At 67.0% G+C, this 24,360-nt stretch carries 17 protein-coding genes and 1 pseudogene; 12 read left to right on the plus strand and 6 right to left on the minus strand.

The genetic code is table 11. From position 1 onward, the window contains the following. The first annotated feature begins 510 nt into the window (after positions 1–510). The 3 genes and pseudogenes from OG883_RS08645 to OG883_RS08655 all read left to right on the plus strand — a co-directional run. Positions 511–930, plus strand: coding sequence for a hypothetical protein (locus tag OG883_RS08645; RefSeq protein WP_266537216.1), 420 nt, complete (start codon positions 511–513; stop codon positions 928–930). A gap of 80 nt (positions 931–1,010) precedes the next feature. Beyond that, the gene (locus OG883_RS08650) at positions 1,011–1,904 is read left to right on the plus strand and encodes a hypothetical protein (RefSeq protein ID WP_266537218.1); all 894 of its coding nucleotides are present in this window, start codon (positions 1,011–1,013) and stop codon (positions 1,902–1,904) included. A 103-nt stretch (positions 1,905–2,007) separates the two neighbouring features. Further along, a pseudogene (locus tag OG883_RS08655) lies at positions 2,008–2,361 on the plus strand (site-specific integrase); the annotation flags it as partial. On the opposite strand, the gene OG883_RS08660 reads toward OG883_RS08655, so the two are convergent. The 3 genes from OG883_RS08660 to OG883_RS08670 form a co-directional block, all read right to left on the minus strand. Beyond that, positions 2,358–3,887 carry a UDP-N-acetylglucosamine 1-carboxyvinyltransferase gene (locus OG883_RS08660; RefSeq protein ID WP_266537221.1) on the minus strand — a complete coding sequence of 510 codons (1,530 nt, stop codon included), beginning with the start codon at positions 3,885–3,887 and terminating at the stop codon, positions 2,358–2,360. The pseudogene OG883_RS08655 and the gene OG883_RS08660 sit on opposite strands and share 4 nt — an antisense overlap. Positions 3,888–3,902: 15 nt before the next feature. Continuing rightward, the gene (locus OG883_RS08665) at positions 3,903–4,253 is read right to left on the minus strand and encodes a cold-shock protein (RefSeq protein ID WP_266537224.1); all 351 of its coding nucleotides are present in this window, start codon (positions 4,251–4,253) and stop codon (positions 3,903–3,905) included. Between the two features lie 77 nt (positions 4,254–4,330). Beyond that, on the minus strand, positions 4,331–4,705 hold the full coding sequence (locus OG883_RS08670) for a VOC family protein (RefSeq protein ID WP_266537227.1): 375 nt from the start codon (positions 4,703–4,705) through the stop codon (positions 4,331–4,333). 937 nt (positions 4,706–5,642) lie between these two features. Here OG883_RS08670 and acnA point away from each other — a divergent pair. Next, entirely contained in the window at positions 5,643–8,372 is a 2,730-nt protein-coding gene (acnA, locus tag OG883_RS08675) for an aconitate hydratase AcnA (protein ID WP_266537230.1), read from the plus strand. 73 nt (positions 8,373–8,445) lie between these two features. Here the strand turns inward: acnA and OG883_RS08680 are convergent, their stop codons facing one another. The 3 genes from OG883_RS08680 to OG883_RS08690 all read right to left on the minus strand — a co-directional run bounded on the left by OG883_RS08680 (position 8,446) and on the right by OG883_RS08690 (position 13,411). Further along, positions 8,446–8,652 carry a DUF397 domain-containing protein gene (locus tag OG883_RS08680; RefSeq protein WP_266537232.1) on the minus strand — a complete coding sequence of 69 codons (207 nt, stop codon included), beginning with the start codon at positions 8,650–8,652 and terminating at the stop codon, positions 8,446–8,448. After that, positions 8,649–9,479 (minus strand): helix-turn-helix transcriptional regulator, encoded by an 831-nt coding sequence (locus tag OG883_RS08685; RefSeq protein WP_266537234.1) that lies wholly within the window; start codon positions 9,477–9,479, stop codon positions 8,649–8,651. The genes OG883_RS08680 and OG883_RS08685 overlap by 4 nt, the downstream gene beginning before the upstream one ends. 92 nt (positions 9,480–9,571) lie before the next feature. Beyond that, positions 9,572–13,411 (minus strand): GH92 family glycosyl hydrolase, encoded by a 3,840-nt coding sequence (locus tag OG883_RS08690; protein ID WP_266537235.1) that lies wholly within the window; start codon positions 13,409–13,411, stop codon positions 9,572–9,574. Between the two features lie 480 nt (positions 13,412–13,891). Between OG883_RS08690 and ngcE the strand changes: the two genes are divergently transcribed. From ngcE to dxs, 8 genes are all read left to right on the plus strand, one after another. Beyond that, a complete protein-coding gene (ngcE, locus tag OG883_RS08695; protein WP_266537237.1) occupies positions 13,892–15,340 on the plus strand; it encodes an N-acetylglucosamine/diacetylchitobiose ABC transporter substrate-binding protein in 1,449 nt (482 codons plus the stop codon). Between the two features lie 48 nt (positions 15,341–15,388). Next, positions 15,389–16,318 carry a carbohydrate ABC transporter permease gene (locus OG883_RS08700; protein ID WP_266537239.1) on the plus strand — a complete coding sequence of 310 codons (930 nt, stop codon included), beginning with the start codon at positions 15,389–15,391 and terminating at the stop codon, positions 16,316–16,318. Further along, on the plus strand, positions 16,318–17,235 hold the full coding sequence (locus OG883_RS08705; protein ID WP_266537242.1) for a carbohydrate ABC transporter permease: 918 nt from the start codon (positions 16,318–16,320) through the stop codon (positions 17,233–17,235). Before OG883_RS08700 ends, OG883_RS08705 begins: the two co-directional genes overlap by 1 nt. A 322-nt stretch (positions 17,236–17,557) precedes the next feature. Then, entirely contained in the window at positions 17,558–18,757 is a 1,200-nt protein-coding gene (locus OG883_RS08710) for an ROK family transcriptional regulator (protein ID WP_266537246.1), read from the plus strand. 122 nt (positions 18,758–18,879) lie between these two features. Then, positions 18,880–19,992: a substrate-binding domain-containing protein gene (locus tag OG883_RS08715; protein WP_266537248.1), complete on the plus strand. Its 1,113-nt coding sequence runs from the start codon at positions 18,880–18,882 to the stop codon at positions 19,990–19,992. Positions 19,993–20,196: 204 nt separating this feature from the next. After that, positions 20,197–20,985 (plus strand): ATP-binding cassette domain-containing protein, encoded by a 789-nt coding sequence (locus OG883_RS08720; RefSeq protein ID WP_266537251.1) that lies wholly within the window; start codon positions 20,197–20,199, stop codon positions 20,983–20,985. After that, a complete protein-coding gene (locus OG883_RS08725) occupies positions 20,982–22,271 on the plus strand; it encodes a sugar ABC transporter permease (protein ID WP_266537254.1) in 1,290 nt (429 codons plus the stop codon). The genes OG883_RS08720 and OG883_RS08725 overlap by 4 nt, the downstream gene beginning before the upstream one ends. A gap of 168 nt (positions 22,272–22,439) precedes the next feature. Next, a complete protein-coding gene (dxs, locus tag OG883_RS08730) occupies positions 22,440–24,353 on the plus strand; it encodes a 1-deoxy-D-xylulose-5-phosphate synthase (RefSeq protein ID WP_266541358.1) in 1,914 nt (637 codons plus the stop codon). Positions 24,354–24,360 lie beyond the last annotated feature (7 nt).

A 24,360-nucleotide genomic window follows, 5' to 3' on the forward strand; every position in this document is an offset into this window, starting at 1 on the left:
GCAGGGCGGGGTCTTCGCCGCCTCGCCGTACCTTTCCGAGTACCTCGAATCCCGGTCCGGTGACCCGGCCGCCGCGTTGGTGCATGCCCGCAGCCGCAGGCGGCCATCGATGCTGTGCTCGGGTGGCCAGGGAGCGGAAGCAGCTCAGTCAGAGCCTGCCCACGAGTCGTGTGACTGGACCGCATTCATGTCGTTCCGGCGGTGTGGGGAGGTGTGATCTCTCGAACGCGGTGTGGGCTCGGTCGCATCCACACCTGCCGAGGGGCGTGGGCCGGGGCAGGCGTGGGGAAGAGTCACCGCCGGGTCGATGTCCCACAGGGCCGCCTGATGGCCATGCCGCCGACCGTACGCGAAGACCGGGATGCCTATCCGGAATTCTACTCTCCCTTTGGAATTTAAGGTTCCACTTCTTGTGATCTTGACTTAATGGCTGGTCATCCGCCTACACTCCGTCCGCCACTGTGGCGATCAAGGTTCCAGGAGGAACTCGTGACAAATATTCGGCGTGCTATGGCTATTGCACTTCCTGCTGCTGCCGCCCTGGCCTTCAGCATGACCCCGGCTCAGGCCGGAACCGGCATTTACTGCACCGGGGAGGCCAACTGCGGAACCTTCTACTACAACTCCGGCCTCACCGGCTCGCGCACCACCTTCACCGGAAGTGGCGGGATCAACGGCAGCATCAACGACCTTGCTGGTTACAAGTTCCTGGACTCGGGAGCCGGTCAGGGCACTCCGGTCAAGAACGGCGCCGCCTCCTTCTACAACGGCAGCCCCACCCCCACCACGATCTTCTTCAATAGCTACTCCAACGGCCCGTGCGACACTGTCGCGCCCTACACCAACGCCAAGCGCCTGGTGAACACGTACAACGAGAATGCCTCGTTCATGTTCGGCACGTCCGGCTCGCACTGCTACAAGTTCAACTGACGGGCAGCCGTTCCTTCTTTGCACGTCAGCCCCGCGTGAAGGCCACAGCCCACGCGGGGCTCCGCAGGGGAAGCATCCTCATGAGACGTTTGACGACAGCCATGTTCGCCCTGTTTGCCCTGGTCGGATGCACGGCTCAGGGATCACAGGGAAATACCGGGGCACGGCCCGAGGCGAGCGGCGCCAACGAGTCCGACGCCGCCGGGGGGAACTACACCTACCGGCTGCCCATCGCTGCCTACAGCTACACCGACGCCGAGTACGCGTCCATCGACGCGGCCGAGAATGTGCTGGCAGGCAAATGCATGGCACGCTATTCGCTGACCTATCAGCCGCCGAAGCCGACCCCCGCGACGCCGGGCGCCGATCGTAGGTACGGCTTGTCCGAGGAGAGAAGCGCCACCCTTTTCGGCTATCGTCCGGATTCTTCCTATCGAGCGGCACCCCAGCCCATGAAGCTCGGCAAGCATGAACGCACCGTGCTGTACGGAAATCGAGAGGGCGCCGGAAACTCCAAACCGCTCGAGTATCGCGGGAAAAAGGTTCCGGACCACGGATGCCTCGGGCAGGCCAAGGATGAGTTCGGCAAGGCATACGCATATCCGGAAGGCGCCGGGAAGGCCAGCCGGATATCGTCGCAAAGCTATCGGGACTCCATGCTTCTGCCGGAAGTGCAGGCCGTCTTCAAGCAGTGGTCGGCTTGCATGAAGAAAAGTGGATACACCTACAGCTTGCCCAGCGACCCGTTTTCCGCGGAGAAATTCCGCGTAGGTCCCGTGACGGCGCAGGAAAAAGAAACAGCACAAGCCGACGTCGCCTGCAAGCGGAGCACTGGTCTCCTGGAGGTGTGGTTCACGGCGGAGTCGGCAGTCCAGAAGACGATGATCGCCGAGCACTCCGAGGCGCTGGAGAAGCTGCGCGATCTGCACGCCAAGAAGGTGGCGGCGGCACGGAAGGTCCTCGCGGAGGGCTGATCCCCTCCCCGCGTTTGCCCCACGTACCAGTACCCGCACAGCACGTGGCTCGGCCCCTCCTCGGGGCTGGGCCGCGTCGGGGTCCGGAATCGGTTTGAGCCCGCCGCTTACCGTGACGTTGCCATGGAAGGCACCGGACGGGCCGCCGGTCACGGCGTCGCTGCTCTTCTACTCGCGGGAGCGGTTCGCCGAGTCGCGCGAGCACGGGATGCGCGCCCTGCGGCACTTCTACGCGTCCGTTCTGTTGGACGCGGGGGAGAACGTCAAGGCCCTGTCGGAGTACCTCGGTCACGGCGACCCCGGATTCACCTTGCGGACCTACACGCACCTCATGCCCAACAGCCAGGCGCGAGCGCGGAAGGCCGTCGACAGCGTCTTCCGCGGGGGCGGAGACACCGACGACGGCCCACAGACGGCCCAGGATGGCGGAAAGCGTCCTGACCTGCGGCTTGGTTAAATGTCGCGGAAGATCTCGATCTGCGCGCCCACCGAGTTCAGGCGCTCCGCCAGATCCTCGTAACCCCGGTTGATGACATACACATTGCGCAGTACGGACGTACCCTCCGCCGCCATCATCGCCAGCAGTACGACCACGGCCGGCCGCAGCGCGGGCGGGCACATCATCTCCGCCGCACGCCACCGGGTCGGGCCCTCGACCAGAACCCGGTGCGGGTCGAGCAGTTGGAGGCGGCCGCCCAGGCGGTTGAGGTCGGTCAGGTAGATCGCGCGGTTGTCGTAGACCCAGTCGTGGATCAGAGTCTTGCCCTGGGCGACCGCCGCGATGGCCGCGAAGAACGGCACGTTGTCGATGTTCAGCCCGGGGAACGGCATCGGGTGGATCTTGTCGATCGGCGCCTCCAGTTTGGAGGGCCGTACGGTCAGGTCCACCAACCGCGTGCGCCCGTTGTCCGCGGTGTACTCGCTGGTGCGGTCGTGGTCGAGGCCCATCTCCTCGAGTACCGCGAGCTCGATCTCCAGGAACTCGATCGGCACGCGTCGGATGGTCAGCTCCGACTCGGTGACGACCGCGGCGGCGAGCAGGCTCATCGCCTCGACCGGGTCCTCGGAAGGGGAGTAGTCGACGTCCACGTCGATGGTCGGGATGCCGTGCACGGTCAGCGTGGTCGTGCCGATGCCCTCGACCGTGACGCCCAACGCCTCCAGGAAGAAGCACAGATCCTGGACCATGTAGTTGGACGAGGCGTTGCGGATGACGGTCACACCGTCGTGGCGGGCGGCGGCCAGCAGCGCGTTCTCGGTCACCGTGTCGCCGCGCTCGGTCAGCACGATCGGCCGGTCCGGCGAGGTCGAGCGGTCCACCCGGGCGTGGTAGATCCCCTCGGTCGCGGTGATGTCCAGTCCGAAGCGGCGCAGCGCGATCATGTGCGGCTCGATGGTCCGCGTGCCGAGGTCGCAACCGCCCGCGTACGGCAGCCTGAACGAGTCCGTCCGGTGCAGCAGCGGGCCGAGGAACATGATGATCGAGCGAGTCCGCCGCGCGGCGTCCGCGTCCATGGCGTCCAGGTCGAGCTGCGCGGGCGGCACGATCTCCAGGTCCACGCCCTCGTTGATCCAGCGGGTGCGGACCCCGATGGAGTTGAGCACCTCGAGCAGGCGGAAGACTTCCTCGATACGGGCCACTCGCCTCAGCACCGTACGGCCCTTGTTGAGCAGTGAACCGCAGAGCAGCGCGACGCAGGCGTTCTTGCTCGTCTTGACGTCGATGGTGCCGGAGAGGCGGCGCCGGCCGACCACCCGAAGATGCATGGGACCGGCGTAGCCGAGAGAAACGATCTCGCTGTCGAGCGCCTCACCGATGCGTGCGATCATCTCAAGGCTGATGTTCTGGTTGCCGCGCTCGATGCGGTTCACGGCGCTCTGGCTGGTGCCGAGAGCCTCGGCAAGCTGCGTCTGTGTCCAGCCCCGGTGCTGCCGGGCGTCACGGATGAGCTTGCCGATGCGTACGAGGTAGTCGTCTGCCATGGCCCGCAGGCTATCTCAGATATGAGATCCCCTCGTTCCGGGGGGTCCGTTGGAGTGACGTCGTTCGGTTCGCTCGCCCAGGCTGTGCGGCCGCTGCGTCACAGCCCCGGGCCAGACGCGCAGAGCCCGCCAGCGGAATCCGTCCTGCTCGGCCTCCTCCGCCGAGAACGTCACGGACTGACCGGCCGTCAGCTCGCGAAAGCCCTCGGACTCGGTGCTTCCTATGCCCCCGATGATTTCGATGCTCGAGAAATGGGCCCACGTCATCTCGGGGAGCGCGGGGGACGCGAGAACGCCCCACCCTTCCTCGCTGTGCCATTCATGGACGTGCCCCGTGAAAACGTGGTCCGGCGTCCTCTCGGACATGTTCCCCCTGTCGATGATGATCACCGTAACAGCGGCGCCGCGGCCGTCCGGAGAGGATCGCGTCACACCGTCTTCCGTCAGGGTGTCAGCCGATGGGCCACTGGATGTCGCGGTTCGTACAGCGGGAGTTCGGCTCCGCTGGGCATGCGTACCGATGCCAGCACTCCCCACCCCTGGTCGCTCGGCGGCTGCGCGATCTCGACGCCGCGTTCCGTGAGCCGGGCGAGGGTCTGATCGAGGTCGTCGCACATCAGGTAGAACTCGGACTTCAGCTGGGACGCGGCCTTCGGCGCGGGGCGCGTCGGATGGACGGCGATCTCCGCCGGGGGCAGCGCGAAAATCAGCCAGCCGTGCCCGGCGTCGACATGAGGGAAGCCGAGAATGTCCTTGACGAAGGCCCGGTCGGCGTCCGCGTCCTGTGTGTAGAGGATCACATGCGCACCACTGAACATGCTCCGATGCTGGGTGGGGTGCGGGGGCCCGGCAAGTGCAGTGCGGCCGTACGGGCGCACTGCGCCGCCGTGACGCGAGCCGTCGTGTGCTCCTGGCCATGGGCGCGGAAGGTGATCCCCGGCCGGTCGATGGGCCGGGTTCCCGCAGTGGGGCTTTGGCCGGCGCCCCGCGGAGGGCCTCTCAGGGAGCTGCGGCCTGCGAAACGGTGGTTCCTTCCGCGCCGACGCGATCAGGGTGGAGGCGTCCAGGGCGGCGAAGCTGCTGAGCCGGTCAGCTGGTTCGAGTTTTCGTCGGGCAAGGAAGAGGAGCGATGTGAGGAGCGGAAGCCCGGATCCGCCGGCGGGCGGCCGGTGAGCGGACGGCGCCGTCGCTCGCGTGCTCCTTCGCTGCCTTGCCTTCGGTCACGCGCGGTCCCTTTTCACCGGATGTCCGTTGTTCCTCATCGCTGAGTGTGGGCGCGAAGGCCGGCTGGGTGATGAAGGGATGTGATGGTCGTCGATGCGCTCAATGTGCCAGCCACACGCCCATCAGCGGGCGCCGTATCTCCGAGCCGGCCGGGTGACGTAACCTCGCCCCTCGATGCAGGGTCCGGCCTGTGCGAAATCGGATGCGGCTGAGATCTGACACGTGCAAGGCCGGGAGCCGTACTGGACGGCAGCCACTCAACCTTCAGGGAGGAAACGTGGCGGTCACCAGCCTCCGGTGACGACGCTCGGCCTTCGCTGCGGCAGATCGGACGACCCTCCGGGCATGACCGCGCAGCGGTCATGTACTAGAGTTATCTCGACATCGAGATAACTGCCGAAGGCGTACCGCCGCCGCCATCAGCTAAGGGTGACCTAACTAAGTCTTACCTTAGCGGATCGGCGAGGTCGTAGGCGGCACCGCGCGGCGTCAGCCGCAATTGAGTCGCAGCGCGGTAGCACGCGCACATTGATGAAGGAGACTGTCGTGTCGGCGAACAGCTTCGACGCCCGCAGCACGCTGCGCGTGGGCGACGAGTCGTACGAGATCTTCAAGCTGGACAAGGTCGAGGGCTCCGCGCGCCTCCCTTACAGCCTGAAGGTGCTGCTGGAGAACCTGCTCCGTACCGAGGACGGCGCGAACATCACCGCCGACCACATCCGGGCGCTCGGCGACTGGGACTCCCAGGCGCAGCCCAGCCAGGAGATCCAGTTCACGCCGGCCCGCGTGATCATGCAGGACTTCACCGGTGTGCCCTGTGTCGTCGACCTCGCCACCATGCGTGAGGCCGTGAAGGAGCTCGGCGGTGACCCGGCGAAGATCAACCCGCTGGCCCCGGCCGAGCTGGTCATCGACCACTCCGTCATCGCCGACAAGTTCGGCACCTCGGACGCCTTCGCGCAGAACGTGGAGCTGGAGTACGGCCGCAACAAGGAGCGCTACCAGTTCCTGCGCTGGGGCCAGACCGCGTTCGACGAGTTCAAGGTCGTCCCGCCCGGCACCGGCATCGTCCACCAGGTCAACATCGAGCACCTCGCTCGTACGGTCATGGTCCGCAAGGGCCAGGCGTACCCCGACACCCTCGTCGGCACCGACTCGCACACCACCATGGTCAACGGCCTCGGTGTGCTGGGCTGGGGCGTCGGCGGCATCGAGGCCGAGGCCGCGATGCTCGGCCAGCCGGTCTCCATGCTCATCCCGCGTGTCGTCGGCTTCAAGCTGACCGGTGAGCTCAAGCCCGGCACCACCGCCACCGACCTGGTCCTCACGATCACCGAGATGCTGCGCAAGCACGGCGTCGTCGGCAAGTTCGTCGAGTTCTACGGTGAGGGCGTCGCCGCGACCTCGCTCGCCAACCGCGCCACCATCGGTAACATGTCGCCGGAGTTCGGCTCCACCGCCGCGATCTTCCCGATCGACGACGAGACGCTGAAGTACCTGCGCCTGACCGGCCGCGACGCGCAGCAGGTCGCGCTCGTCGAGGCGTACGCCAAGGAGCAGGGCCTCTGGCTCGACCCGGCCGCCGAGCCCGACTTCTCCGAGAAGCTCGAGCTGGACCTCTCCACGGTCGTCCCCTCGATCGCCGGTCCCAAGCGCCCGCAGGACCGCATCGTCCTGGCCAACGCCAAGGAGCAGTTCGCGCAGGACGTGCGCAACTACGTCGAGGACGACGACGAGGCGGGCAAGGAGTCCTTCCCGGCCTCCGACGCCCCGGCCTCCGCCAACGGTGTGCCGACCCGCCCGACGCTCGTCACCGCCGCCGACGGTTCGACGTACGAGATCGACCACGGCGCCGTCACCGTCGCCGCGATCACCTCCTGCACCAACACCTCGAACCCGTACGTCATGGTCGCCGCCGCGCTGGTGGCCAAGAAGGCGGTCGAGAAGGGCCTGACCCGCAAGCCGTGGGTCAAGACCACGCTCGCCCCGGGCTCGAAGGTCGTCACGGACTACTTCGACAAGGCCGGCCTGACCCCGTACCTCGACAAGCTCGGTTTCAACCTTGTCGGCTACGGCTGCACCACCTGCATCGGCAACTCCGGTCCGCTCGACGAAGAGGTCTCCAAGGCCGTCAACGAGCACGACCTGGCGGTCACCTCGGTGCTCTCCGGCAACCGCAACTTCGAGGGCCGGATCAACCCCGACGTCAAGATGAACTACCTGGCGTCCCCGCCGCTGGTCGTCGCGTACGCCATCGCCGGTTCGATGAAGGTCGACATCACGCGCGACGCCATCGGCACGGACACCGAGGGCAAGCCGGTCCACCTCGAGGACATCTGGCCGACCGAGGCCGAGGTCAACGAGGTTGTCGCCTCCGCGATCGGCGAGGACATGTTCAACAAGTCCTACCAGGACGTCTTCGCGGGCGACGCGCAGTGGCAGGCGCTGCCGATCCCGACCGGCAACACCTTCGAGTGGGACCCGCAGTCCACCTACGTACGGAAGCCCCCGTACTTCGAGGGCATGACGATGGAGACCACCCCGGTCTCGGACATCGCCGACGCCCGTGTGCTGGCCAAGCTGGGCGACTCGGTCACCACCGACCACATCTCCCCGGCCGGTGCGATCAAGGCCGACACCCCGGCCGGCAAGTACCTCACGGAGCACGGCGTCGAGCGTCGCGACTTCAACTCGTACGGCTCGCGCCGTGGTAACCACGAGGTGATGATCCGCGGCACCTTCGCGAACATCCGTCTGCGCAACCAGATCGCGCCGGGCACCGAGGGCGGCTTCACCCGCGACTTCACCGTCGAGGGCACCCCGGTCTCCTTCATCTACGACGCCTCGCAGAACTACCAGGCCGCCGGCATCCCGCTGGTCATCCTGGCGGGCAAGGAGTACGGCTCGGGCTCGTCCCGCGACTGGGCCGCCAAGGGCACCGCGCTCCTCGGCGTCAAGGCCGTCATCGCCGAGTCGTACGAGCGCATCCACCGCTCGAACCTGATCGGCATGGGCGTGCTGCCGCTGCAGTTCCCGGAGGGCGCCACGGCGCAGTCCCTCGGCCTGACCGGCGAGGAGACCTTCTCCTTCACCGGTGTGACCGAGCTGAACAACGGCACCACCCCGCGTACGGTCAAGGTGACCACCGACACCGGTGTGGACTTCGACGCGGTTGTCCGCATCGACACCCCCGGTGAGGCGGACTACTACCGCAACGGCGGCATCATGCAGTACGTGCTGCGGAACCTGATCCGCGGCTGACCGCGCACCCAGCCGTAAGGGCCGCATCCGATCCCCGGATGCGGCTCTTCGGTGTGTGCGGCGGTGCTACGGGTCAGATGTCGTCGCGCTTCACGGCAGCGACGAAAGAGGTCCAGCCCGCCGACGAGAAGACCAGCGCGGGGCCTTCCGGCATCTTGCTGTCGCGGACGGGCAGTACACCGGTGAAGCCGTCGGCGACCTCGACGCAGCTGCCGCCGGTGCCGTCGCTGAAGGACGACTTGCGCCAGTCGGCGTGACTCAGATCGTGTGTGGTGGTCATGGATTCGCGTAGTCCTCCGCCACCGATGCGAGCAGGGCCAGGGACGCCGACGGTGACAAGGCGGCGGCCCTGGCCAGATCGTATGCCCGCGTGCTGTGCTCGACCAGGGCCGGTTCCTCGATCAGCTGTCCGCTGCCCGCGCCCTCGGTGTACACCACGGTCGGCGAGTCGGCGAACGCCATGACGGACAGCATGCTGCCCATGAACGCCTCCGTCATGGCGGTGAAGGGGAGGATCTGGACCACCACCCTGGGCCGGCGGGCCAGCTCGGCGATGTGCAGGGCCTGATGGCGCATGACCTCACGCCCGCCGATCGGCGCGAGCAGCACCGCCTCGTGCAGGATTGCCCAAAGGACAGGGGCGGCCGGGCCGTCCAGGACCTGCTGACGGTCCATCCGGGCGCGGACCAGCTCTTCCACGTCCTCCGGCGGCGCGAACGGGTTCGCGGTGCGCGTGATGGCGCGCGCGTACTCCTCCGTCTGCAGCAGGCCCGGCACCAGCACGGGGGCGTACTCACTGATGGCCCTCGCGAGACACTCCAGCTCCGCCGCATCCGCGAAGTAGTCGGCGACCTTCGACGTCCGGGCCAGACGGCACAGCCGCTGGAGATGCTCGCCGCTACCCAGCAGCTCGTCGAACATGCGGGACATGTCGAGCTGGGGCCGTCGTGCCGCGGACTCGAACTGCCCGATGTACGAGCCCGAGCAGAACACCCGCTCCCCGAGCTGTTCCTGCGACATCTTCGCCTGCTCACGCAGGCGGCGAAGTTCCGCTCCGTAGAACGCCCTTGGACCGGTATACGGGTCCAGGTTCCTGGGCTGAGACATGCCACCAAGAGTAGTCATGCCGCTGCTTTACGTGTGCATGAATGCCGGAAACGGGCCGCCGGCGTATGCCGACGGCCCGATTCCGGCAGGGGTTATCCGAGCAGCTCGACCTCCGCGAGCGTCCCCGAGCCTGCGGCCACCAGCCGGTAGTGCGCGTACGAGCCCGGCCGCGCCACCGTGAAGACACGCGTCTGCCGGTCCCACGCGAAGCTCTCACCCGACCGCTTGTCCAGGTCACTCCACTTCTGGCCGTCGTCCGACCCCTGGAGCACCCACCCCGCCGGGGCCTTGGCCCGTGCTGATGAGGTGAGCGTGTACTGCACCGCCCGCGTCTTCGCCGCCACCGGCAGCTCCACCGTCTCGAACGTGGCCTCCGTGGCGGAGGCGTTGTCGAAGAGCGGGCCGTCGGCCGTGATCGCGTCCTGGCGCGGCGAGGGCACCTCGTCGTCCCGGGTGATGGAGACCGGGGCCGCCTTCTTGCCCGTACCCCAGGCGGACGGCTTCGGGCCCATCGCGAACTCCAGGGTGCCGCCCCGCGCGATCAGATCGTGCGGCAGCGCAGTGGAGTTCCAGGACCTTCCGTTCACCTTCAGGCCCTGGACATAGATGTTCTTCGCGCTGTTCCCCGGAGCCCTGACCACCAGGTCGCGGCCGTTCTCCAGGTGCACGGTCGCCTTGGTGAAGAGCGGCGAGCCGATCGCGTACTCACCGCTGCCCATCACCAGCGGGTAGAAGCCGAGCGCGGAGAAGAGGTACCAGGCCGACTGCTCGCCGTTGTCCTCGTCGCCGTGGTAGCCCTGCCCGATCTCGCTGCCGGTGTAGAGGCGGGAGAGCACCTCGCGCACCTTCTCCTGCGTCTTCCACGGCTGCGAGGCGGCGTTGTACATGTACGTGACGTGGTGGGCGACCTGGTTGGAGTGGCCGTACATCCCCATCCGTACGTCACGGGCCTCCGTCATCTCGTGGATGACGCTGCCGTAGGAGCCGACGAACTCCGGCGAGGCGGTCTCGGGGGTGGAGAAGTAGGTGTCGAGCTTCTCGCCGAGGCCGGAGCGGCCGCCGTAGAGATTGGCCAGGCCGCGGCTGTCCTGAGGTGCCGTGAAGGCATAGCCCCAGCCGTTGGTCTCGGTGTAGTCGTAGCCCCACACCCGCGGGTCGTACTGGTCGGACGGGACCCGCCAGTCGCCCTTCACGTCCCGGCCCTGGAAGAAGCCGGCCCTGGAGTCGAAGAGCGAGACATAGTTGCGCGCCCGGTTGAGGAAGTACGCGGACTCCTCCTTGTAGCGGGCCTTCCCGGTCTTCTTGTGGAGCGCGTCGCCCATCGTGGAGAGTCCGTAATCGTTGAGGTAGCCCTCCAGCGACCACGACAGGCCCTCATGGGTCTTGGTGGAGGCATAGCCGAGGAACGGCGAGGTCTCCATGCCCTTGCGGCCGACACCCGAACTGGGCGGCACGACCGTGGCGTTCTTGAGCGCCGCCTCGTACGCCGCCTCGGCGTCGAAGTCCACGCCCTTGACGTACGCGTCGGCGAAGGCGACGTCCGAGCTGGTGCCGGTCATCAGATCGGCGTAGCCGGGCGAGGACCAGCGGGAGATCCAGCCGCCGTCCTTGTACTGCTGGACGAAGCCGTCCACCAGCTCGCCCGCCTTCTTCGGGGTCAGGAAGGAGTACGCGGGCCAGGTCGTCCGGTAGGTGTCCCAGAAGCCGTTGTTGACATAGACCTTGCCGTCGACGATCTTCGCGCCGGTACGGGTCGGGGTGTCGGGTCCGGTCATCGGCGAGAACGGGCTCGCGTACTGGTGCCGGGGACGGGACCGGGTGCCGGTGTTCTCGAAGCCGGAGTTGGGATAGAGGTACAGCCGGTACAGGCTGGAGTAGAGCGTGGTCAGCTGGTCGCGGTTCGCGCCTTCGACCTCGACCTTGCCGAGCAGCTCGTCCCAGGCGTCCTGTGCCCGGTCCTTGATCCGCTCGAAGCGGCTGCCCGCGGGGATCTCGTCGGCGAGGTTCTTCTTCGCCTGGTCGACACTGATGAGTGAAGTGGCCAGGCGCAGATTGACGGTGCGGTCCCTGCCCGCGTCGAACCGCAGCCGGCCGGTGACACCCTCGGAGCCGGAGTCGGTGACCGGCGCGTCGAAGACGCCGTACACGAACATCCGGGTGGCGCCCGTGGACAGACCGCTCTTGACGTCCGAGAAGCCGGTGAAGGAGCGGGTGCCCGGGTCGAGGGTCAGACCGCCCTCTTTCGTGACGTTGTCGAAGATGACACTCGCGTCGTCACCCGGGTAGGTGAACCTCATCATCGCCGCATGATCGGTCGGGGCGATCTCGGCCTCGAGGCCGTTCTCGAAGGTGACGCCGTAGTAGTGCGGGCGCGCGGTCTCCTTCCCGTGGCGGAAGGGGAGGGCGCGCTTGACGCGGTCGGTCTCCGGAGTGCCGGCGGCCGCGGACGGCATCAGCTGGAAGGTCTGCCGGTCACCCATCCAGGGGCTCGGCTCATGGCTGGCGCTGAACGCCTGCACAGTGGGCAGATTGTCCGCGTTGTTGCCGCGCGCGTACTCGTACAGCCAGCTCTTGGACGCGGAGTTGGTCGCCGGCGTCCAGAAGTTGAAGCCGTGCGGGACGGCGGTGGCGGGGAAGGTGTTGCCGCGCGAGAAGGAGCCGCTGGAGTTGGTGCCACGCGTGGTCGAGACGTAGTCCGACAGATGGGCGAGCCGCTTCTCGGGGGCCTTGGGCATCAGGGCGATGTCGTCGATCCAGCCCTGGAACTTCGCCGGGCCCTTGGGGGAGTCGTACGCCACCAGAATCCGGTCGACCGTCCTGCCCGCCGCGACCGTGCCGATCCTGGACGCGACCTGGTTCCACTGGTTGGCGTACAGACGCTTGGCGGCCCCCTGGCCCTGCGGGGTGAGCAGCCCGCCGTGGGAGTCGACGGCCTTCAGACCACTCAGATAGGTGCCGTCGGTGAAGGCGAGGTCGACCGACACATGGGTGGCGGGGTAGTGGAGATCCGTCTCCGGCAGGGAGGGGTAAATGCGGTACGAGAGCTCGGTGTCGCGCCGCACGGGCGTATCGACGTCGAAAACCTTGTTGTACGAGTAGGCCCGGCCGTCCGGCTGATGGGTGCCGGCGTACTTCAGTGCCCTCGTTCCGGTGAATCCGGCATTGGCCTTGGCGGTGGGGGAACCGCCGGGGCCGCGGTCGACCTGGCTGCGCATGTCGTCGGGCACCGGCGTGCTGGTGTCGCCGTTGGAGAACTGGACGTCGGCGAGCTGGGTGGCGTCCGAGGCGCCGTTGTTCCTGGTGATCTCCAGCCGGTAGTGCGCGTACGCCGTCGCGTCGGCCGGATCACCGATGCCGTACGTCTTCGTCTCGAAGCGCTTCTCGAAGGTCTGGCCCTCCCGGGAGTCCAGGACCTTCCATTCCTTGCCGTCGGACGAGCCCTTGAGGGTCCAGTCCCTGGGGTCGCGTTCGGCGTGGTCGTTCGCCGAGGTCAGGGCATAGGTCACTACCTTGACTGCTGCATCCGTGTCGAACTCGATCCAGGCGGTGGGCTCGAATCCCAGCCATTTTGTGCCGGGCTGGAGATCGACCAGGTTCTCCTTGGTCTCGCCCGCACCGGCGTTCTCGCCGCTGGCGCGCAGGACTGTCACCTTGTCGGTGACATTGCCCGGTATTCCGCTGGAGAATCCGCCGTTGACACCGGACGACCGCCTGTTTCCGTCGGCTCCGACTTCAACGGTATTGCGCCAGTCGGGCTGGTGTTCGTCCGCCTCGAAAGATGACGTGAACTGCTGGTCCGGTGCTTCGAGTCGGGTGGGCTGGGTGGGCTGGGCGACGGCGGCCGACTGCATCGTCACGACGAGCAGTGAAGCGGCCGCCACGAGGGCGGCCGTTCGGGTCTGCCTGAGCCGAGTTCTGGATCTGCGCTGCATCCCGGGCCTTTCCTCCTGCGGAAGAAGTTGGACAACGTTGTCAAGCGTGAGGCGCAGGCTCCAGTAGGAAGCCAAGTGGAGAGTGGTGTCAAGGGTGTTGAAGGCGGAAAGTGCCTGGATTTGGCCATTCCGCTGAGACCCGAGTGGTCGAATGCGTACACAAGCGGCTCAGATATCCGCGAGGTCTCAACTCGGGAAAGACTGCCGCCCAAAGCTGCTTTCGATCTTGCTCAGTCGGCCTGAAGTGGACTATACCTGTCGGCATCTGCCTCACCGTGTTCGAGAACGGTGACGGACCGGGGGAACGGGGGACGGTGGAGAAGCGCGGACGCGTCCTCGGCCGCCCATTCAGCCCGTTTCTGCTGTAATCCTGCACGACCCAGCTTCATTTGACCGCGGTTGCGGGGCCCTTTCGCCTCAGGCGAGCAGTACGGGCGACCGGTACACCGCCTGAGTCCTGGAGAAGGCGAGGACTTGAGCATGGGATCCACCTCCGCTCACAGCAATGAGGGCCTTGGCCGTCGTGATCTGATCAAGCGATCTGCGGCCATCGGCCTGATCACCGTCCCGACGATGGGCTTTCTGGCCTCCTGTGCGAGCAGCGACAGCGGCAGCAAGAACAAGGTCGAGAAGGGCAAGACCTCCGCGAAGAACCCGCTCGGCGTCAATGAGACGGCGCAGCTCGATGTCGTCATCTTCGACGGCGGCTTCGGTCAGCAGTACGCGATCGACGCGGAGAAGCGGTTCAACGAGGCCTTCCCCAAGGCCCCGAAGGTGAAGCACGCGGCGACCCAGAAGATCCAGTCGGAGCTTCAGCCGAAGTTCAACGGCGGCACCCCGCCGGACCTGATCGACAACTCGGGCGCCGAGCAGATGGACATGGGTGTCCTGGTCGGCAAGAAGCAGCTGACCGACCTCACGGCGCTGATGGACGCCCCGTCCTACGACGACCCGAAGAAGAAGGTCCGCGACACGCTGCGCCCCGGCGTTCTGGAGATGGGTCAGTTCGACGGCGACCCGGTCTGGATCATGTACTACGCCTACACGGTGTACGGCGTGTGGTACTCGGAGACGGCGCTCGAGAAGCTCGACGCCACGTACCCCGAGAACTGGGACGACATGCTCGCCCTCTGCGCGAAGGCGAAGAAGCAGGGCATCGCCGGCTGGACGTACGCGGGCAAGCACCCGTACTACCTCCCCTTCTCCCTCTACCCGTTCATCGCCAAGATCGGCGGCCGCGAGGTTCTCGACAAGATCGACAACCTGGAGCCGAACGCGTGGAAGGACCCGGCGGTCAAGGCCGCCTTCGAGGCGTACTTCGAGCTCTACAAGAAGGGCTACATCCTCCAGGGCACCCCCGGCTTGGACCACATCCAGTCCCAGACCGCGTGGACCAAGGGCAAGGCGCTCTTCATCCCCAACGGCTCCTGGGTGGAGAACGAGGCGGCCAAGACGATGCCGGCCGACTTCAAGCTGGCCGTCTCCGGCCCCTCCGGCCTCGACGCGTCCGACAAGATGCCGTTCGGCACCATCTGGGCGTCGGGCGGTGAGCCCTTCATCGTTCCGCGGAACGCGAAGAACCCGCAGGCCGGTATGGAACTGCTGCGCATCATGCTCAGCGAGGCGTCGTCCAAGAACTTCACCACACAGGTGAAGTCGCTGACCGCCCTCAACGGCGGCACGGACGGCATCGAGCTGACCTCCGGTCTCAAGTCCGGTGTCGCGGCGCTGGACAAGGCGGGGGAGAACGTCGTCAACCCGCGTCTCCAGGACTGGTACGTCAAGCTGCAGAAGGAGCAGATCGGCGTCGCCGGTCTCGGTGAGATGATGGCCGGCCGTCTGACCCCCGCCGAGGCGATCAAGAGGATCCAGGACTACGCCGACAAGGCCGCCAAGGACCAGTCCATCAAGCACTACAAGCACCAGTGAGTACGCGTCACCAGCGGCGGCACCCGCGGAAAGATCGGGGTCGGATCAATGCAACACGGTAAGTACCGGTTCATCGTGGGGTTCCTGGCGGCACCCCTGACGTTGTACGCAGTCTTCGTCATCTGGCCGTTCATCCAGTCCATCTACTACTCGTTCACGGACTGGACAGGTCTGAGCCCGGACTTCGAAATGGTCGGCTTCGACAACTACGTGAAGATGTTCGACGACGACATCTTCTGGAAGTCCCTGCAGCACAGCGTGCTGTTCGCTCTGCTGCTGCCGCTGGTGACGCTCGGCCTGGCCCTGTTCTTCGCTTTCATGATCAACGTCGGCGGACGTCGCCGTAAGGGCGCCGCGATCGTGGGGGTGCGGGGCTCGGGCTTCTACAAGATCGCGTACTTCTTCCCGCAAGTGCTGTCCATTGCGATCGTCGCCCTGCTCTTCCAGTTCGCGTACAACCCGGAGAGCGGCGCGATCAACTCGGCGCTCAAGGCCGTCGGTCTCGGCGACATCCAGCCGCTCTGGCTGGGCGACCCGGACCTCGCCCTCTGGTGTGTCATGGCGGTCCTCGTCTGGAGTACGGTCGGCTTCTTCGTCGTCCTCTTCTCCGCCGGCATGGCATCCATCCCGAGGGACTTCTACGAGGCGGCGCTGCTGGACGGTGCGAACCGCGTCACCACGTTCTTCAGGATCACGCTGCCGCTGCTCTGGGACACGGTCCAGTCGGGCTGGGTGTACATGGGCATCCTGGCGCTGGGCGCGGAAGCCTTCGCGGTCGTACAGATCATGACGGTGGGACCGGGCGGCGGCGGACCCGACTACTCGACCACCGTTCTGCCCCTGTACGTCTACCAAACAGCCTTCCGGGACGCGCAGGCGGGCTACGCAACGACGATCGGTGTGGCTCTGCTCGTCGTGACGCTGGCCTTTGCGGCCGTCGTCACGAAGCTGGGCCGGCGTGAGCGGCTGGAGTTCTGATGAAGACCACTGACGTTCCTCCCGCCGAGGTGCCCGAGGCCAGTCCGGCCGTGGCCAAGGTGACCGTCGCGCCGCCGGTGAAGGAGAAGCGCGAGGGCTTCGTCCTCAACGTCTTCTCGCACGGCATGCTGATCCTCTGGGCGATCATGGTTGTCATGCCGCTGCTGTGGGCGGTCATGTCGTCCTTCAAGGACGACAACGCCATTTTCAGCTCGCCGTGGGCACTGCCGGACACGCTCCACTTCGACAACTGGTCGCGGGCCTGGACCCAGGCACACATGAGCGACTACTTCTTCAACACCATCGTGGTGGTGGGCGGTTCACTGGTCGGCACCCTGGTGCTGGGCTCCATGGCCGCATATGTGCTGGCGCGCTTCGACTTCCCCGGGAACCGCTTCATCTACTTCCTCTTCATCGGAGGAATGAGCTTCCCGATCATCCTGGCGCTCGTCCCGCTGTTCTACGTCATGAACAACATGGAGCTGCTGAACACGAAGCACGGCCTGATCATGGTGTACATCGCCTACTCACTGCCGTTCACGGTGTTCTTCCTGTCCTCCTTCTTCCGGACCCTGCCGAGCTCGGTCGCGGAGGCGGCGATCATCGACGGGGCCTCGCACACCCGGACCTTCTTCCAGGTCATGCTGCCGATGGCCAAACCCGGCCTGATCAGCGTGGGCATCTTCAACTTCCTCGGACAGTGGAATCAGTACATGCTGCCCACGGTGCTGAACAACGAGCCGGAACAGAAGGTGCTCTCCCAGGGGCTGGTGCAGCTGGCCGTCAGCCAGGGATACAAGGGGGACTACTCCGGGCTCTTCGCGGGACTGGTGATGGCGATGCTGCCCGTGCTGGCCGCGTACATCATCTTCCAGCGCCAGGTGGTCGCCGGCCTGACCGCGGGGGCGCTGAAGTAGCGGCGCCCCGCTCCTCCGGTCTTTTCCCGTACGGAGAATGCCCCCGCAGATCTTCTGCCGGGGCATTCTCCGTGTGGGAGGGGGCCACGGGAGCCCGCCCTGGTGGGGCTACAGGGGCCCGCACCGGTGGGCCACGGCGCCCGCTCCGGCGCCCGGGGGAGCCGCTCATCCGTGGTTGACCCCGCTCAAGGTCTTGACGGGATAAGCCCCCGAGAGTTGAGCTTAGGGTTCACAAGTTGGAGAAACGTCGGGTCCCCCTCGCGGTGATCCCGGCCGGGGGCGGTCGTCGTACCGCCCACCGGGGGCAGGAGTGGATGAGTCGATGGAGACTCCGGGTTCGCAGACGTCTCTGCACCGGGCCAATCTCGAGCGCGTCGTGCGTGCGGTGCGCATGGCGGGCTCGCTCACGCAGGCGGAGATCGCGAGGGGCACCGGCCTCTCCGCGGCCACCGTCTCCAATATCGTTCGTGAACTGAAGGACGGCGGCACCGTCGAGGTCACACCCACCTCGGCCGGCGGCCGCCGGGCCCGCAGCGTCTCGCTCAGCGGGGACGCGGGCATCGTCATCGGCGTCGATTTCGGGCACACCCATCTGCGGGTCGCCGTCGGCAACCTCGCCCACCAGGTGCTCGCCGAGGAGTCCGAGCCGCTCGACGTCGACGCCTCGTCCGCGCAGGGCTTCGGGCGGGCGGAACAGCTGGTCAACCGGCTGATCGAGGCGACCGGGATCGGCCCGGACAAGGTGATCGGCGTCGGCCTGGGCGTACCCGGCCCGATCGACGTGGAGTCGGGCACCCTCGGCTCCACGTCGATCCTGCCGGGGTGGACCGGGATCAACCCGAGCGAGGAGCTCTCCGGGCGGCTCGGAGTGCCCGTGTACGTCGACAACGACGCCAACCTCGGCGCGCTGGGCGAGATGGTCTGGGGCAGCGGGCGCGGGGCCAAGGATCTTGCGTACATCAAGGTCGCGAGCGGTGTCGGCGCCGGTCTGGTGATCGACGGCCAGATCTACCGAGGCCCCGGCGGCACGGCCGGCGAGATCGGCCACATCACCCTGGACGAGTCGGGCCCGGTCTGCCGTTGTGGCAACCGCGGCTGCCTGGAGACCTTCGCCGCCGCCCGTTATGTGCTGCCCCTGCTCCAGTCCAGCCACGGCTTCGATCTGACCATGGAGCGCGTGGTGCAGCTGGCCCGCGAGGGCGACCCCGGCTGCCGTCGCGTCATCGCGGACGTCGGCCGCCATATCGGCAGTGGTGTCGCCAACCTCTGCAACCTGCTCAACCCCAGCCGGGTGGTGCTCGGTGGCGACCTGGCGGAGGCTGGGGAACTAGTACTGGGGCCGATCCGTGAGTCCGTCTCCAGGTACGCGATCCCCAGTGCCGCGAGGCAGCTCTCGGTGGCCCCGGGAGCGCTCGGCGGCCGGGCCGAAGTGCTGGGCGCACTGGCTCTTGTGCTCAGCGAAATGGGCGATTCAACCCTTCTGGGCAGCGCGTTGCCCGCCGGTGCACCTGCCTTCACTTAGATAACGAATGGCACCGTTGTCATCTCGTTAAGGATTTACTCCTTGACGCTGACTCCGGGGCCGAGTTGACTTCCAGCCACCTCGGCCGCAACGACGCGGCCTCGTCAGGGAGGTTTCTTCAGATGAACGCACATCTGCGTCGTGCCGCTGTTGCTACTGCCGCCACTGCGATGGCCGTTTCGCTCGCCGCCTGTGGCAGCGCCAAGGAGTCGGGCGACAACGCCACCGAGTCCGGCGCCAAGAAGGGCGACGACATCGTCGTCGGCCTGCTCCTTCCCGAGAACCAGACCGCTCGCTACGAGAAGTTCGACAAGCCCCTGATCGAGAAGAAGGTCAAGGAGCTCACGAACGGCAAGGGCAAGGTCGTCTACGCCAACGCCAAGCAGGACGCCACCCTGCAGACGCAGCAGGTGGACACCATGATCACCAACAAGGTCGATGTCCTGATCGTGGACGCCGTCGACTCCAAGGCCATCGCCGGCGGGGTGAAGAAGGCCAAGGAGTCCAAGATCCCGGTCGTCGCCTTCGACCGCCTTGCCGAGGGCCCCATCGACGCCTACACCTCGTTCGACAACGAAGAGGTCGGCCACGTCCAGGGCAAGGCCCTCCTCGGGGCGCTCGGCGACAAGGCCAAGGACGGCCAGATCGTCATGATGAACGGTGCCGTCACCGACCCGAACGCCGCTCTCTTCAAGAAGGGCGCGCTCGCCGAGCTCAAGGGCAAGGTGGACATCGGCAAGGAGTACGACACCAAGGAGTGGAAGCCGGAGAACGCCAACGCCAACATGGAGGCCGCGATCTCGGCCCTCGGCAAGGACAAGATCACCGGCGTCTACTCCGCCAACGACGGCATGGCGGGCGGCATCATCACCGCCCTGAAGGCCGGCGGCTTCAGCAAGCTCCCGCCGGTCACCGGCCAGGACGCCGAGCTCGCCGGTGTGCAGCGGATCGTCGCGGGTGAGCAGTTCATGAGCGTGTACAAGCCGTACGCGCCGGAGGCCGCCGCCGCCGCCGAGATGGCCGTCCTGCTCGCCAAGGGCGAGAGCCTCGGCTCCGTCGCCCAGTCGGACGTCGACAGCCCGACCACCAAGAAGATCCCCTCGGTGCTGGTCCCGGTCGTCTCGCTGACCAAGGACAACATCAAGGACACGGTCATCAAGGACGGCGTCTACACGGTTGCCGAGATATGCACCCCGAAGTACAAGGCCGCCTGTGACGCGCTCGGCCTGAAGTAGGCCCGCCCCCTCGGGGGCTCCCTCAGGGGACTCCTCGGGGATCTGCGCTCTCCCTGAAGCCTGTCCGGTACCCCGCCCCACCTTCCCGCCCCGCTATCGGGGCGGGGTACCGGAACAGAAACGCTTCTTCCCACTGTTCGCTTCTGCTCAACCGCCGCGCCAACCCCCCGGCGCGGCATCTCCGCCGGTCAGGCGGCGAAGGAGATGGTTCACGTGTCCGCTACGCCCGTGCTGGCGTTGCGCGGGGTCTCCAAGCGATTCGGTGCCGTCCAGGCGCTCACCGACGTAGAGCTTGAGGTCCACGGCGGCGAGGTGGTCGCTCTCGTAGGCGACAACGGCGCCGGAAAGTCCACGCTGGTCAAGACGATTGCCGGCGTGCATCCCATCGATGAAGGCCGCATCGAGTGGGAAGGCAAGTCCGTATCGATCAACAGGCCGCACGACGCCCAGAACCTGGGCATCGCGACGGTCTACCAGGACCTCGCGCTGTGCGACAACATCGACGTTGTCGGCAACCTCTACCTCGGCCGGGAGCTCCGCAAGCGCGGCATCCTCAACGAGGTCGAGATGGAGCGCCGCGCCCGCGAGCTGCTCGACACGCTGTCGATCCGGATTCCCAGCGTGCGCATCCCGATCGCCTCGCTCTCCGGCGGTCAGCGCCAGACCGTGGCCATCGCCCGCTCCATGCTCGGCGAGCCGAAGCTCGTCATCCTCGACGAGCCCACCGCGGCCCTCGGCGTCGAGCAGACCGCCCAGGTCCTCGACCTCGTCGAGCGGCTCCGCGAGCGCGGTCACGCGGTGATCCTCATCAGCCACAACATGGCCGATGTGAAGGCTGTCGCGGACAAGGTGGCGGTGCTCCGGCTCGGCCGGAACAACGGCGTCTTCGACGTCAAGTCCACCTCGCAGGAAGAGATCATCTCCGCCATCACCGGCGCCACGGACAATGCCGTGACCCGGCGCGCGGCGCGCACCACGGAGGTTCAGAAGTGAACACGGAAAAGACCTCCCCACACGCCGACGCGCCCGTCGTGAACCCGGAGGCCGCCCACGACGCGGTCACCGCGGTCGACCCCCGGCTGCTCGTCCGTGAGCAGGGCTTCGCCGGCTACATCTCGGAGTTCAAGCGCAAGCTGCACTCCGGCGACCTGGGCTCCATGCCCGTGGTGATCGGCCTGATCATCATCGCCGTGGTCTTCCAGAGCCTGAACTCGAACTTCCTCTCCGCGCAGAACCTCAGCAACATCGCCGTGACGATGGTCGCCACCGGCATGATGGCCGTCGGCATCATCTTCGTGCTGCTGCTCGGTGAGATCGACCTGTCGGTCGGTTCGGTCAGTGGAGTCGCCGGTGCGATCACCGCCGTACTGACCGTCACCCACGGCATGAACGAGTGGCTCGCGGTGATCGTCGCGATCGCGAGCGGCGCGGTCATCGGCGCGCTCCACGGCTTCTTCTTCGCCCGGATCGGCGCACCCGCGTTCGCCGTCACGCTGGCCGGCCTGCTCTTCTGGCTGGGCTTCATGCTCCAGCTCCTCGGCGACCAGGGCACCATCAACCTGGACAGCGAAGGTGTGGTCGGCAAGCTGACCACGTACTACTTCACGGACGTGGCGGCCGCCTACGGACTGGCCGCGGTCGCGGTGGCCGGGTTCTTCCTCTCGTCGTTCCTGGACAGCCGCCGCCGCGAGGCCGCGGGCATCCCGTCCCGTCCGCTCGTCGACATCGTGGTGCGTACGGTTCTGCTCGCCGTGGTGGCCTTCGCCGCAGCGATCATGTTCAACCAGTACAAGGGCCTGCCGCTGGCGCTGGTCCTGTTCCTGGTGGTGCTGGTGGTGACGGACTTCGTCCTCCGGCGCACCACGTACGGCCGCAAGATCTTCGCGCTCGGCGGCAGCGTCGAGGCCTCCCGCCGCGCGGGCATCAACGTCACGGCGGTCCGGGTCTCGGTCTTCGCGATCGCGGGCACCTTCGCCGCCGTCGGCGGTCTGTTCTGGGCGTCCAAGATCGCGGCGGCCAACCAGAGCGCCGGCGCCGGTGACCTGCTGATGAACGTCATCGCGGCGGCCGTCATCGGCGGCACCAGCCTGTTCGGCGGACGCGGCCGGACCTGGAACGCGCTGCTCGGTGTCATGGTGATCGTCTCGATCCAGTACGGGCTGGCGCTGGAAGGCATCGCCACCCCGATCCAGTACATGATCACCGGTGGCGTGCTGCTGGCGACCGTGGTGATCGACTCCGTTACCCGGAAGACCCAGAAGACGGCGGGCCGCGCCTGACCGCAGCTCAGCAGGAGTGCCCGGCACCGCTCAGCGGCGCCGGGCATCTCTGCGTGTTCACTCGAATGCGTGATGTAGATCGCACCGCCCGGCGACCGGCGTCGAAGTCGGAACATTAGACTCGGCGGAATCGGCATGCTCGACCAGCTCAAACGCAAGGAGGCACGGGTGGCGCTGCTGACCCGCATCAGGGGACCGCGCGATCTGGACCGGCTCGGCCCGGAGCAGCTGGATCAGCTGGCCGCAGAGATCCGGACGTTCCTCGTGGACGCGGTCTCCAAGACCGGCGGACACCTCGGCCCCAATCTCGGCGTGGTCGAGCTGACCATCGCCCTGCACCGGGTGTTCGACTCCCCGAAGGACAAGGTCCTCTTCGACACCGGCCACCAGAGCTATGTGCACAAGCTGCTCACCGGCCGTCAGGACTTCTCCAGGCTCAAGATGAAGGGCGGCCTCTCCGGCTACCCCGCCCGTGCCGAGTCCGAGCACGACGTCATCGAGAACTCCCACGCATCGACCGTGCTCGGCTGGGCCGACGGCCTTGCCAAGGCCAACGAGGTCCTGAAGAAGGACGACCACGTCGTCGCGGTCATCGGCGACGGAGCGCTCACCGGCGGTATGGCCTGGGAGGCGCTGAACAACATCGCGGCCGCCAAGGACCGCCCGCTGGTGATCGTCGTCAACGACAACGAGCGTTCCTACGCCCCGACGATCGGCGGGCTCGCCAACCACCTCGCCACGCTGCGTACGACCGATGGCTACGAGCGTTTCCTGGCCCGCGGCAAGGACATCCTCGAGCGCACCCCCGTCGTCGGGAAGCCGCTGTACGAGACCCTGCACGGCGCCAAGAAGGGCCTCAAGGACTTCATCGCCCCGCAGGGCATGTTCGAGGACCTCGGCCTGAAGTACGTCGGCCCCATCGACGGCCACGACATCGAGGCCCTGGAGTCCGCTCTCGCGCGTGCCAAGCGCTTCGGCGGGCCCGTGATCGTCCACTGCCTCACCGAGAAGGGCCGCGGCTACCAGCCCGCCCTCCAGGACGAGGCGGACCGCTTCCACGCCGTCGGCAAGATCCACCCGGACACCGGTCTGCCGATCGCCAGCTCCGGCGTCGACTGGACCTCGGTCTTCGGCGAGGAGATGGTCAAGCTCGGCAGGGAGCGCAAGGACATCGTCGCGATCACCGCCGCGATGCTCCAGCCGGTCGGTCTCGACAAGTTCGCCAAGGCCTTCCCCGACCGGGTCTACGACGTCGGCATCGCCGAGCAGCACGGCGCCGTCTCCGCGGCGGGCCTGGCCACCGGCGGACTGCACCCCGTCTTCGCCGTGTACGCCACCTTCCTCAACCGCGCCTTCGACCAGGTCCTGATGGACGTGGCCCTGCACCAGTGCGGTGTCACCTTCGTCCTCGACCGGGCCGGCGTCACCGGCACCGACGGCGCCTCGCACAACGGCATGTGGGACATGTCGATCCTGCAGTGCGTGCCGAGCCTGCGGATCGCGGCCCCGCGCGACGCCGACCAGGTCCGCGCCCAGCTGCGCGAGGCCGTCCAGGTCGAGGACGCACCCACCGTGGTCCGTTTCTCCAAGGGCGCGGTCGGCCCGGCCGTGAAGGCCGTGGGCAGGATCGGCGGCATGGACGTGCTGCGCACCGCCGACTCGGACCGGCCCGATGTGCTGCTCGTCTCCATCGGCGCGCTCGCCCCGATGTGCCTGGAGATCGCCGATCTGCTGGACGCGCAGGGCATCACGACCACCGTCGTCGACCCGCGCTGGGTCAAGCCGGTCGACGAGGCCCTCGCGCCGCTCGCCGATCAGCACCGCGTCGTCGTCACCGTCGAGGACAACAGCAGGGCAGGTGGCGTCGGCTCCGCCGTCGCCCAGGCGCTGCGCGACGCGGGAGTCGACGTACCGCTGCGTGACTTCGGTATCCCGCCGCGCTTCCTCGACCACGCCTCCCGCAAGGAGGTCATGGCGGAGATCGGCCTGACCGCGCCCGATATCGCACGCCAGGTCACGGGTCTCGTCTCGCGGCTGGACGGCCGGTTCGAGAGCGAGGCGGTGGAGCCGGCCCGCGACTGATCCGCGG

The sequence above is a fragment of the Streptomyces sp. NBC_01142 genome (assembly GCF_026341125.1).
GTDB lineage: Bacteria > Actinomycetota > Actinomycetes > Streptomycetales > Streptomycetaceae > Streptomyces.